Annotated in this window: 12 protein-coding genes; 1 reads left to right on the forward strand and 11 read right to left on the reverse strand. The window is 36.8% G+C overall.

From position 1 onward, the window contains the following. Positions 1 to 88: 88 nt before the first annotated feature. The 9 genes from tnpA to IGI67_RS24910 form a co-directional block, all read right to left on the reverse strand. Entirely contained in the window at positions 89 to 562 is a 474-nt protein-coding gene (gene tnpA / locus IGI67_RS24870; protein WP_429956784.1) for an IS200/IS605 family transposase, read from the reverse strand. 204 nt (positions 563 to 766) lie between these two features. Next, positions 767 to 2002 (reverse strand): serine/threonine transporter SstT, encoded by a 1236-nt coding sequence (sstT, locus tag IGI67_RS24875; protein WP_429959745.1) that lies wholly within the window; start codon positions 2000 to 2002, stop codon positions 767 to 769. Between the two features lie 350 nt (positions 2003 to 2352). Beyond that, positions 2353 to 3024: an HAD-IB family phosphatase gene (locus IGI67_RS24880; RefSeq protein WP_429959746.1), complete on the reverse strand. Its 672-nt coding sequence runs from the start codon at positions 3022 to 3024 to the stop codon at positions 2353 to 2355. Then, positions 3021 to 3839 carry a BtpA/SgcQ family protein gene (locus tag IGI67_RS24885; RefSeq protein WP_429959747.1) on the reverse strand — a complete coding sequence of 273 codons (819 nt, stop codon included), beginning with the start codon at positions 3837 to 3839 and terminating at the stop codon, positions 3021 to 3023. Before IGI67_RS24885 ends, IGI67_RS24880 begins: the two co-directional genes overlap by 4 nt. A gap of 18 nt (positions 3840 to 3857) precedes the next feature. Further along, positions 3858 to 5174, reverse strand: a complete 1317-nt coding sequence (locus IGI67_RS24890; RefSeq protein ID WP_429959748.1) for a PTS galactitol transporter subunit IIC — start codon at positions 5172 to 5174, stop codon at positions 3858 to 3860. Positions 5175 to 5194: 20 nt separating this feature from the next. Then, entirely contained in the window at positions 5195 to 5470 is a 276-nt protein-coding gene (locus IGI67_RS24895; RefSeq protein ID WP_429959749.1) for a PTS sugar transporter subunit IIB, read from the reverse strand. After that, entirely contained in the window at positions 5467 to 6579 is a 1113-nt protein-coding gene (locus IGI67_RS24900) for a M42 family metallopeptidase (RefSeq protein WP_429959750.1), read from the reverse strand. Before IGI67_RS24900 ends, IGI67_RS24895 begins: the two co-directional genes overlap by 4 nt. Beyond that, complete coding sequence (locus tag IGI67_RS24905; protein ID WP_207107631.1) at positions 6567 to 7037, reverse strand: PTS sugar transporter subunit IIA; 471 nt, start codon at positions 7035 to 7037, stop codon at positions 6567 to 6569. Before IGI67_RS24905 ends, IGI67_RS24900 begins: the two co-directional genes overlap by 13 nt. A 4-nt stretch (positions 7038 to 7041) precedes the next feature. Then, entirely contained in the window at positions 7042 to 9096 is a 2055-nt protein-coding gene (locus IGI67_RS24910) for a PTS sugar transporter subunit IIA (RefSeq protein WP_429959751.1), read from the reverse strand. 161 nt (positions 9097 to 9257) lie between these two features. Here IGI67_RS24910 and IGI67_RS24915 point away from each other — a divergent pair, with 161 nt between their 5' ends. Continuing rightward, positions 9258 to 9884: a ribulose phosphate epimerase gene (locus IGI67_RS24915; protein ID WP_429959752.1), complete on the forward strand. Its 627-nt coding sequence runs from the start codon at positions 9258 to 9260 to the stop codon at positions 9882 to 9884. Between the two features lie 133 nt (positions 9885 to 10017). Here IGI67_RS24915 and IGI67_RS24920 read toward each other — a convergent pair whose 3' ends face one another. Further along, on the reverse strand, positions 10018 to 11007 hold the full coding sequence (locus IGI67_RS24920) for a D-2-hydroxyacid dehydrogenase (protein WP_347401786.1): 990 nt from the start codon (positions 11005 to 11007) through the stop codon (positions 10018 to 10020). Between the two features lie 141 nt (positions 11008 to 11148). After that, positions 11149 to 12096: a carbamate kinase gene (arcC, locus tag IGI67_RS24925; protein ID WP_207107627.1), complete on the reverse strand. Its 948-nt coding sequence runs from the start codon at positions 12094 to 12096 to the stop codon at positions 11149 to 11151. Between the last annotated feature and the right edge of the window lie 7 nt (positions 12097 to 12103).

Below are 12103 nucleotides of genomic sequence, written 5' to 3' on the forward strand. Positions count from 1 at the left end.
AGCCTCTATTACCGGCCTTGGCCTGAAAGGCCATCTGAAGGCTTCCTCCCGCACCACATCTACTCGCTGATTCTAAAAGAATCTCTCTTTATTTCTTCTTGTTTTTTTCTCCTGTAAATGGATCTACTTCTTCAAACAACGTTAACTGGTCCGCTACATGATCTTCTTTGAGTTGTTTACGAATGTATTCTGCTATCTGTTCCTTATTTCGACCAACCGTATCCACATAGTATCCGCGACACCAAAATTTACGATTCCCATATCGATATTTCAACTCCGCATGTCGATCGAATATCATTAAGCTGCTTTTTCCTTTTAAATATCCCATAAATTGAGCCACACTTAGCTTTGGTGGAATGCTGACAAGAAGATGAACGTGATCCTTACAAGCATTTGCTTCATGAATTTCTACCCCTTTTCTTTCGCAAAGCTTACGGATGATTGCTCCGATACTTTCTCTATATTTCCCATAAATGATTTGTCTACGATATTTTGGTGCAAATACAATATGATACTTACATCTCCATTTTGAGTGTGCTAAACTTTCTTTATCCTTCATCATAAGGATACCTCCTAAATTTGATTGTGATGCGGTCGGGAAACCATCATCAGTTTATCAATTTTGGGAGGCTTTTTTAATACCACGCTGGAAGCTCTCTGGAACCATAGGCATAGCCTATGGTTTTCAAAACATACAAAAAATAGGAGTGTACATCTTCTGTACACTCCTAATTCATTCATTTCTTGAGAACTGAATCAACGTTCTTTATTTCTCTGCCAAGCGTTCCTTTAGATTAATTTTTTCTCCACGTTTGCGCAGATCTGAAAATTCACCAATAGCCGTGAAAAATAAATCGTTGGATGAGTTCACTGCTGTCTCAACAGAATCTTGAACTACCCCGATAATGAAGCCAACACCAACAACTTGCATAGCAATATCGTTAGAAATCCCAAAGAGACTGCAGGCTAATGGAATCAATAATAACGAGCCACCGGCAATTCCTGAAGCTCCACAAGCAGCTAAGGCTGACAATACACATAGCATTAAGGTCAAACTAAAAGGAACAGCGATTCCTAAAGTTTGAACAGTCGCTAAGGTCATTATAGAGATAGTAATCGCCGCTCCCCCCATATTAATGGTTGCACCTAGTGGTAACGAAATAGAATACGATTCTTTTGTTAAGCCTAAGCGTTTAGCCAACATCATATTGATTGGGATATTGGCTGCAGAACTTCGAGTGAAAAATGCTGGAATCGCACTTTCTTTTAAGCAGAACCAAACGAGCGGATATGGATTTTGTCTAATGATCACAAAAGCGACTAAAGGATAAATAATCAAATCTACAACCAACATTGTACCTACTAATAGAAGCAAAAGACGGCCGTATTGCGCTAAACCAGCCAAACCAGTTGATGCGACCGAATCAAAAACAAGACCCGCGATACCAAATGGTGCCATCGCAATAACTAACTGGACTACCCCAGTAATTGCTTGAGAGAATTCGTCAATGACTTCTTTTACCGAATTTTTCCGTGTACGTAGTGCAAAACCAATTAAAGCGGACCAAAATAGAACCCCTAAATAATTACCATCAATCATTGCCTGTAACGGATTTTGAACAATATTATTCAAAATAGTCGTCAATACATCGATCAGAGCTTTGGGCGCTTCTTGAGAACCCGAAACCTCTTGTAACGAAATAGTTAGCGGGAAAATATAACTAGCCAATACAGCAACAGTTGCTGCTAATAAAGTGGTAAATAAGTACAAAGAAATGATTGGCTTAATGAACGTTTGCGTTTCCGCTTGATGTTTCGATACCGAAGACATGATCAACACAAATACCAATAGTGGCGCAATCCCTTTTAACGCGCCAACAAACAAACTGCCTAGGATCGCAATGAAGCTCCATTGAGGAAGAAAAACACCTAATATTCCCCCAATGATAATCCCTATGACGATCCGCTTGATTAGCGAAAGCTGTTTAAAAAATTCTAGCAAAACGAGTACCCTCTTTTCCATTTTTAATTATCATAATAGCGTATGATAATTAAATTTTAATTGAAGTGACAGGGGTTTTCAATATAGAATGTAGCTATTTTTTATTTACTATAATTATTAAAGAAGAAATAAACTCCAGGGAGAGAAATATTTGTATAATGATTCAACAAAAAGCTATTCAAAAACATCTACGAACTAGTTAGCTGAAATCATAAGCACTCTCATCATTTAAAGACGATCTTCTATTTATATCCCATAGTCAAACAAAGCATGTCTTCAATACAGATTCCCCCAAAAAAGATAGTCCTACAAAATCCAAAGAAGCTGCTTGGATTTTATAGAACTATCATTTACTTCATACCAACTAAATATCGTTGAAAATGACGAACAATTTCGTCAAAATTTTGATACTCAATAAAAGGAATATTTTGTGCTTTGAGGTACTTCGCTAATTTCTGGCTCTTTTTGGCATACACAATATCCGAAACTTTAGCACCTTCAAAATCTGAAATACTGTCACCTATAAAAACAACTTGATATCCTTGTCGCTGATAGTTCCTGATGACTTCAGCCTTATTAATACCATTTTCCTGATCATCATATTGGCGCGGTGCCTCCACTTTCAATTCTTCACCATTGAAAGTCAACTGATTTGAAATAATTTGTTTTTGTGAGATATCTATCCCTTTTGCTTCTAATGAGTAAAAAACATTTTGTAGAGTGCCCGCACTTACAATCATAAAATCCCAATTCTTTATCAGAAAATTTTTGAAGGTCAAGTCAATCTGCATCTCGTTTCGTAATGTACGAATGTACTCTTCTTTGGTAATCCTAATTGCTTCTAATTGTTCTTTTATATATTTCCTTACAGAAATATTTCCATTTCGAATCTCCCTTAAATATTTCTGATGTAGATCAGGAATATACATTTCAGCCAGCATTGTCGTACTATCATTAATTGAAATCGTACCATCAAAATCAATCACAAATTTATAACGATTAATCACAGCTGGTTTTCTCATGAATGAGATTGCTCGCGGAACGCTTTGACCTTGTCCATAAATTCCTTCACACGTGCCTGATCAACATGATTTTCGAAGACGCCATCTTTCTTAAACGTAGTACCCACAACAGCACCATCAGCGATCTTTAATTGTTCTTCAACATTGTTCAGTCTGACACCAGTGTTAGCGAAAACAACAGTATTGGGAACAACATCTTTGACGACCTTTAAAGTATTAGCGTCTGTTTCTGTTCCAGCTGTCAAACCTGAGACACAAAGTGCATCTGGACGATTATTGAAAACAGTTGATTTGGCAACACTTGTAATGTCACGATCACCAAGATAAGTAGCAGCCTCCGGAACGATATTAAATAGAAGTTTCACGTTTTGAGCGCCAATTTGTTTTTGATGTCGAACAGTCTCTCCGACATTTGTGTTCCATAAGCCAAAATCTGACCCGTATACTCCAGTAAAAATCTCTCTTACAAAAACAGCATCTACGGCTTTTGCTAAGTCTAACGATTTTTTAGCATCCCATAAAACATTTACTCCAAATGGTATATTAATTAATGGTTTCAGCTCTCCAATGATTCGTGCCATTGCGGCTACTGTCTCTGTCCGAACATCTGTTAAATAAGGTAAAGAAAACTCATTAGAAAACATTACTGCGTCAACGCCGCCTTCTTGAAGCGCTAAAAAATCAGCTTTGGCATGCTCAATCACTCTTTCCATACCACCTTCCTCATTAAAATGAGGATCCCCCGGCAACGCATCGAAATGACACATTGCAATAATTGCCTTTTCTGTACCTAATTTTTCTTTTAACCAAGTCATGTTGTTCCCTCCTGATGTTTAATCTTTTAAAGCATTCCTTTTTACAAAAATCGTTATAAAACAAGTTGCTATAATTAAAATGGCCAAGCCAAGATAACCCAAAAATCCAATGTTTGCGATAACAAAATCAAAGACATTCCCTGCCCATAAGGCACTGACCTTATCACCGGATTCTGACACGCCGCCTTTTTCCGCTAGTTTTGTAAAATAAGGTGAAATCCAAGTTGCAATGTATAAAATACCTGTCATATTAATGACACCACTAATTAAGGTTTTTAGGATATTTCCTTTATGGATAATAGTCGCCATACAGATAAAGAACGCAGCAAAAGCTAAATCAGCTAAAGGCAACACACGATTTCCTGGTAAAATTGCTGCTAGTATCAACGTAATAGGAATCAGTATTGTTCCAATAATCATAGTAGTAGGATGTCCCAAGGTAACTGCGGAATCGAGTCCGATGTACACTTCTTTTCCAGAGAAATGCTTTGCAAAAAATCCCTTTGCGGCTTCCGATAGAGGCATCAGACCTTCCACGATAATTTTGATCATTCTCGGAAACAGTACCATAATTCCGCAGACACCCATTACAAGGTTCGCACCATCTTTAAAGCCATAACCAGACAATAAACTTAAAATGATACCCAATATTCCACCGATTATCACTGGATCTCCCATAAATCCGACTTTTTTCTGTAAGCCTTTAATATCCAAAGTTGAGTTTTGGAGAAAAGGAATTTTACTGTAAATCTTATCTAGAATCACGAATAACGGAACACTGCTTGCTGCATAGCCCTGAGGAATTGAAATACTTTCAACTCCTAACTCATTTTGGACTCTTTTTGCTGTGTAATCGGCAGATAATAGTGACCATGTGGCTTGCACTAAGGCTACTCCCATCCCTAAAATCAAATTTCCTGTCACAGTATGGACGACTGCTCCAGTAAAGGCGTAATGAGAATAATTAAAAATATCAATGTTCATCGTTTTAGTGGCACCAATAGCCAAAAGGATTACGTTTAAAATGAAAACCGCTGGGATAATTAACGCACCGACTACTGTTGAAAAAGCAACTCCAGCCCCCGCACCAGACCCTAGGTCAATGACCGTTAGATTAAATCCGAAACGCTCCACAATTAAATTGACAGCTGGCGACAAAAAACTGGAAATAAGTCCAACTGCTAAATTGAAACCAATAAATCCCACACCTACAGTAATTCCTGATTTGATAGACTTGAAAAAACCTAAACCAAATATTAGACCAATAATGAACAGAACAATTGGAACAAATACTGTCGAGCCTAGTGATAAAATATAATCGAGTATTGCTTCCATCAATCTTCCTCCTTATCAAATCAATTTTTTAGAATTTCAATAATCTTCGCAGCTGCTTCAGCTTCCCCGATTCCTACCAAGAAAGGCGTGCCAACAACCATCGGTACTCCGTAATCTTCTTCGACCCGCATCGCCGTTACAAATAAATCTGCTTCTTTGTACATGTCTAACTCACTTAATTGTGCTTGAGAAAGCGTGTACTCCACCTCGTTGTCCTCTAGAACCTGTCTGACTTTCTCCGCGATCATGGAAGAAGTAGCCATACCAGTTCCACAGGCTACAATCACTTTTTTCATTTATTATCATTCCTTTCAAAATCACTATTTTTTCCAAACTTTTGAGTGCCATCTAAAGAAAGTAGAAATTCTGCCAACAATTGATAAATTCCTAGTGCATCTTCCAAATGGATAACTTCAACAGGCGAATGTGTATATCGAGTAGGCAATGAAATATTCGCTACAACAGTTTGATTATTTTCAATGGCGATATAAGCTGTCTCAGTCAAAATCCCTGTGGCTACTTCTCTCTGAATCGGTATACCAGCTCTTTCTCCCATACTTTCTAAATAGGTCAAAAATCGTTTATTTGGAACAATGCCTGCTAATGTGCCGCGACTATGATGGTTCATGAAAGTTAATGCGGGACCTTTTCCTAACTTAATCTCCGATAATCCGGATAAATCCGGTGTGTCAGTTGCCGGAGTAACATCTAAACCAATAACAATATCTGGATGAATCTCTCTAACAGTCGGCATAATCCCGCGAGTGTTGAATTCCTCTTGAACGCTAAATACTAGATATAAGTCTACGTCTAATTTCTCAATGGCTAAATTCTCAGTCAAATAGAGTAAAATTCCTAACAACGCACGGTCATCCATCGCCTTGTTTGCGATGCAGTTTCCATATAATTGCAAGAATTGTGGCTTGAAAGTGACCGGAGATCCTATGTCAATTCCTGCATCTAATACTTCGTCCCTACTTAAAGCCCCAATATCCAAATAGTAGTCCCGAGCATTCTCTGGAATTTTTCCCTCTTTTTGTTTTGCCAAATGATGAGACTTTACTCCCACGACCCCATTGACTGATCCTTTCTCCCCATGTAACTCGAGCTTTAAACCTGCAAGGCAAGTAGGATTCAATGAACCCAGTTTCTCACAGTAGATAAATCCATTTTTGTCGATATGATTGACCATCATGCCAACCTCATCCATATGTCCAAAAAGCATAACTCTTTGTTTTCCTATGTTTTTTGGCGTTAAGTGAACGGTCAAGTTTCCTAATATATCGAGAGAAACCTGCTTTTCCTCGCCTAAACTGTCTAGCAAATACTGAATGACTTGATCTTCGTAACCAACATTTCCTGGTAAATCGGATAATTCCATAATCAACTGCTTCAATCGCTCCATTGCTCTCCTCCTATCTGCGCAAAATGAGAAAAGGTCGTTATCAGTTCTCTCTTTGAAGCCGCCTGCTTAATTTCCTGAATGAATTGTTGATTGGTAAATAACTGAGCTAAAAAAGAAAGATTCTTTAAATGGATTTTCCCATCACTGAATACCAAACCAATGACCAAATCCACCGGCAGTATTTCTAATGTCTCAGCATTCTTAAAAAATACGGGCTGAGCTGGTTTTACTAAAAACAAGGTATTTTTAACAGCATCTTTAGGTTCTGTATGACAGATTGCGATATTCAAGCCTGCTAACTTCAAACCTGTAGGGTACTTCTCTTCTCTAGAAATAATAGACTGTTCATACGTTTCTTTAACGTAGCCTTTTTTATACAAATCCTTGGCAATTTGTGAGAGTAAATCCCGGGCTGATTTGTATTCTTCGTCAAAATAAACAAAATCTTGGTTAAGCATCTTATCACACTCCATCGAGCCACTCTTTGAAGAAATCAGATAAGGATTCTGCTTTTTCAATTGCGTGGTCTAATTTTTGATAAAACTTTTTATCATGAGAAATAGCATTGATAGTCATCACTGTATTTATTAATAGCTCTTTTTCTTTCGAAGCAATAAAGAATATCAGTCTTACTGGTAATTCATTTGGAAAAATAACTGGATTTTTCACATAAAGAATATGGATACCTGATTTTAAAACTCCGCTTTTCTCACTGCCGTGAGGAATCGCAATTTGATTCCGAATAACAAAATGGGCACCATATAAATTAACGGATTGAGATATTCCCTCCAAATAACTCTTTTTCACAACTTGGTTTTGTTCCAGCGATTGGCAGCACATGGACAATCCCGTTTGCCAATCCTCTATTTCTTGAACGAAAGTAATGTCTTCATCTTTGAGGCCATCAAACAGACTAGATTCTTTTCGCTCCTCTTGTAGATTCTCTGGAAAAGCAGCTAATAAGTCCTTTTTCAAACTTAAGGAATTAGAAATAGTGGTATGACGCTCTAGCACTTTCAATAATTTATTTACAGAAATTTTATTTTTTTCCCGTTTTCTAGTAATTCCAAATTCTTTTAACTTCTGATCATCATTAAAGGTTAAGAACGGCGAAATAAACAGAATGGGAACTTCTACTGTTTTTTTAATTTCAAAGGAAAAATATAAGGTACTCACGATCAAATCAATGTTTTGAGAAAGGTAATCATTGATTTGATAGATGGAAGAAGTTCCAATCACCTCAACGTTATAATTTTTTTCGATCAGATTTTTTAAAAGGACTGATGTTCCATAGCCTGAATGACATACGAGTAAAACTCTTAAATTAGGCTGATGTGTTTCTTGAAATCTTCTTATCCCTCCTAAGAAATGAATCACAAACAAAGCAATGTCTTCTTTTGTAAAGTGAACATTAAGTTCATTCTGATAAAACTCAATATTTTTTTCTAAAAGCGAAAATAAGCTTTGATAGTTCCCAATAGCTTGTTGATAAATCTCACTATCCATCTCATAGGAGTTATTCTTTCGATAAATCGTGCTTTTAACGTGTTGATAAAGCCCTTCCATTAGAATAGGATCTTCTGTTAATTCCATCCCAAGCTCCTTACCAACACTAGTCACTAGTTTGGAAACAAATAATTTGAAAGACAAAAGATTCTTCTGGTAACTCTGATTGATTGACTCTTCACTATAACTGACTAAAATTTCCGTCAAATAGGCGATCTCTCTTTCAGAAAAATTATAACTCCCTCCGATACTCTGCATGAGTTTCCTGATAGCTATATATTCCCCAAGTGCTTGAATTTGAGAGACGTTTTGAACTTCTTGAATTGAATGACCATAATGATTACGATGAATGGTCACTAGTACATTTAACAAAAATGTTTCATAAAAGTTAGTGAATGGATAGTTTTTTGCTAACTCTTTTATTTGAGCCGCCATTTTTCCAAAATCAATATCTTCAAGATCCTCAAGAATTCTTCGTTCAATGGGATTAGAGATCAGTCGTTTCTCCTTTTCAGAGAAGAGAACCAAATAATTTTCTCGATAACGGTTCAAAATAAAGCGGCGCATCTCCAATTCGTTTCCAGCAATGATTTTCCGTTCTTTTACGTATATTCGTTCACGTTCGAGAACTTGAATGACACTCCTCAAATCTGATTTGACTGTATTTCTAGTTACATCTAGAAATATCGATTCCTTTTGAATATTGATTTTTCCTGCGAGTACTAACTTGAACGTTAAATAATCTCGTCTTTTTTTCGAATCAGGCCTATAGATTTCTTCTAATAATTGATTTACAGGTTCAAAATTCACTACAGTTGAAATAAGCTGACCATTATTTTCCTTTTGAATTTCTGGTAGTTCCATCATTCTAAGATAATAGTTCAGATTATCAATTTCATAACGCACGGCACTTTCTGGAATATTTAACTGCGACTCAATATCTTTGATCGACGTTTTGGGATTCGTTTCGAAAAAATAGATCAGTTCTAATAAACGCTGATTCGCTTTCATTGATTTACCTCCTTTCGGTTATTTATTACACTACTAGCATAATTTAGCTGTGTGGATCGTACAATGAGCAGAAATTTGAAAATCTTCTCTAAAAATTGACTACTGAAAAATATTTCTTGAATTATTATCATAGATAGTAGGAAGAGAAAGGGGGAACTGTAATGATGAGGAACAGGATTATACCATCCTTAGCTTCTGCGAAACAACTCTATTTAGCAAAAGAACTATTAAAAGTAGAAGCGAATGGTTTTCAAGAAATTCATTTAGACATTGAGGATGGCAATTTTGTTAATAATATTACTTTTGGTCTTGCAACTATTCAGGAACTACGTTATTTAACTCCAATGTCCTTTAATATCCATCTAATGGTGACTCAACCAGAAAAATACGTGAAACTGCTTGTTGACTACTTACCTTGCACTGTTTTTATTCATGCCGAATCCTGCCAAAATCTCGCTGAACTGATTTTTTACTGTCAGCAAAACAATATCAAGGTTGGTCTAGCCTTTTTACCAACTACTTCTTTAATAGAATATGCCTACCTGATTAAAAGAACCTCCATGCTTTTATTGATGACCAGTGAACCCGATGGACAAGGTCAAATGTTTATTGAAGAAATGAGTGAAAAAATTAGCAAAACCAGACAATCATTTCCAAAACAGGAGCTTTGGGTGGACGGCGATATTACTATGGAAAGAGCGCAACGGCTACGAACAATCGGAGTGGAAAAATTTGTCATGGGTAGAGAAATATTTAGAACAGAAAACAGCAAAACAGAGCTGATTTAGAAGATTTCCTTTCTAAATCAGCTCTGTTTCAAATCTAATAGTTTTAATGGGTCACAGATTTCTATTAATGTTTTTTACTGCCTTGTCTATTCAACTACTTTACTAATTTTGTCAATTTTATTAAAATCATAGACTAGTTGACTCTTGAAAAGCTATCGCCAGTCTCAATAACCTCTATAATCGAATCCAACGCATAATGGACCATATTTCGCATGGAAACATCAGTATAGTAGGCGCAGTGGGGATAAAAAGTAACTTTCGGATGGTTTAGTAATTCTTTGAAAACAGTATCTGAAATTTCTTCATGTTTACCAGGAATGTATTCCGCTTCATTTTCATAAACATCTAAAGCTGCTGCTGAAACTCTCCCACTATCTAATGCTTCAATTAGATCCGATGTATTAACTAATGAACCACGAGAAGTATTAATCAAGCAAGCCCCTGGTTTAAACTTATTGAACATTTTTTTATCAAATAAATGATGGTTCTTTTCCTTTCCAGGTATATGAAGAGTTATTATATCTGCATTATGGATTGCTTCTTCAATTGAATCTTTGTATTCAAATAGATCATTCGCATTTTTATTGCGGTGCGTAGCATAACCGTTGATGGTCGAACCAAAAGCCTTGAACAATTTTGCCACTTCATAACCAATTCGTCCAACGCCTATAATAGCAACTGTTTGTTCCTTCATTACCTTCCCTCTTACCTCTGGACTCCAATTGAAATCAAACCTTTTAACACGTTGATCCAAATCCTTTGATCTTCTTACTAGCTGGAGTGCGAGCATAAGCGTGAACTCCGCGATAGATTCTGGTGAGTAGCTAGAAACGTTTGTAATAATAATTCCACTGCGCTTGGCAGCTTCCAAGTCAAACCCTTCAAAACCAGATGTTCTCTGCGCTAAGTGTTTAATTCCATATTTACTTAGTTGAGGAAAAATGGAAGAATCGAATTTCCCAGCTTCTGATATGGAAACACCATCATATCCTCGAACCATATCTACAGTTTCCAAAGTGAGTTTGTAAGGAACAGTATCTACTTGAACACCAGTTTTTTTCACCCATTCATTAACAAACACTTTTCGTTCTTCATTCGCTTCAAAACATAAAAGTCGTGTTATCGTCTATTCACCTATCTTTTTTTGGGATAATTTTTTTCAGTTCATGCAACTTCTTCATTTTCTCCAGAATTTTCCTTCAGGTTCATCGTAAAATTTCTATGTGAAGTCGATTAATAAGTAGCCTTGAAGCAATTTGACTATCTAAGCAAATGTAATATGTGTTCCAGTTTTACCATCTAAAGCTTCTATTACTTTGTCCAACGAAGTAATAATTGCCTTTTTTGACGGATTACTTCTAACAAATTTCATTGCTGCTTGAACTTTTGGCAACATACTACCTGCTGCAAAATGGCCTTCTTCCACATATTTGGTTGCTTCTGTGAGACTCATGCTGCTTAAGTTTTTTTGATTAGGCTTATTAAAATTAATTGCCACTTTTTCTACTTCTGTAAGAATGAGTAAAAAATCCGCCTCAACTTGTTCAGCTAAAAGTTCAGCTGCGTAATCTTTATCAATCACAGCCGGGACTCCTTCTAATAGTCCATCTGACTTTTCAATTACTGGGATTCCGCCGCCGCCACAGGTAATCACAATTGCATTGTTCCACAGCATTTTTACTGCATCAATCTCAACAATTTTTCTTGGCAAAGGTGAAGCAACGACACGACGCCACCCACGTCCAGCATCTTCCTTCAAATCATACCCTTTTTCTTTTTCAAGTAATGTCGCTTCTTCTTTAGAATAAAATGGTCCAATTGGTTTATTCGGTGTTTGAAACGCTGGATCATTTGGCTCTACAATCATTTGTGTTGCGACTGTTACTACTGGAACATTCCGATTCCGTTTATTAAGTGCATATTTCAGCGCTTGTTGAAGATGATACCCAATATAGCCTTGTGACATTGCACTACATACATCAAAAGGCATCGGAGGTACTTCATCTTTGGCCGTCTCACTGGCTAAGATGATTCGTCCAACTTGAGGTCCATTCCCGTGTACAATAGTCATTTCATATCCGCGGCCGCTAATTTCAGCTATATGCTCACAAGTTTCTCGTACAATTTCTAGTTGTGCTTCTGCAGTTGCCTCACTCTCTTTTGATTGCAGGGCATTCCCGCCTAACGCAATTACAATTTTAGGTTTCGTCATATATAGG

Origin of the sequence: Enterococcus sp. AZ196 (assembly GCF_050498845.1) — a bacterium.
GTDB lineage: Bacteria > Bacillota > Bacilli > Lactobacillales > Enterococcaceae > Enterococcus_A > Enterococcus_A murrayae.

Bases quoted from the DNA above. Each gene is read 5' to 3' on its own strand.
- tnpA (WP_429956784.1), bottom strand. From the start codon at position 562: ATGATGAAGGATAAAGAAAGTTTAGCACACTCAAAATGGAGATGTAAG.
- IGI67_RS24880 (WP_429959746.1), bottom strand. From the start codon at position 3,024: ATGAGAAAACCAGCTGTGATTAATCGTTATAAATTTGTGATTGATTTT.
- IGI67_RS24885 (WP_429959747.1), bottom strand. From the start codon at position 3,839: ATGACTTGGTTAAAAGAAAAATTAGGTACAGAAAAGGCAATTATTGCA.
- IGI67_RS24890 (WP_429959748.1), bottom strand. From the start codon at position 5,174: ATGGAAGCAATACTCGATTATATTTTATCACTAGGCTCGACAGTATTT.
- IGI67_RS24895 (WP_429959749.1), bottom strand. From the start codon at position 5,470: ATGAAAAAAGTGATTGTAGCCTGTGGAACTGGTATGGCTACTTCTTCC.
- IGI67_RS24900 (WP_429959750.1), bottom strand. From the start codon at position 6,579: ATGGAGCGATTGAAGCAGTTGATTATGGAATTATCCGATTTACCAGGA.
- IGI67_RS24905 (WP_207107631.1), bottom strand. From the start codon at position 7,037: ATGCTTAACCAAGATTTTGTTTATTTTGACGAAGAATACAAATCAGCC.
- IGI67_RS24910 (WP_429959751.1), bottom strand. From the start codon at position 9,096: ATGAAAGCGAATCAGCGTTTATTAGAACTGATCTATTTTTTCGAAACG.
- IGI67_RS24915 (WP_429959752.1), top strand. From the start codon at position 9,258: ATGATGAGGAACAGGATTATACCATCCTTAGCTTCTGCGAAACAACTC.
- arcC (WP_207107627.1), bottom strand. From the start codon at position 12,096: ATGACGAAACCTAAAATTGTAATTGCGTTAGGCGGGAATGCCCTGCAA.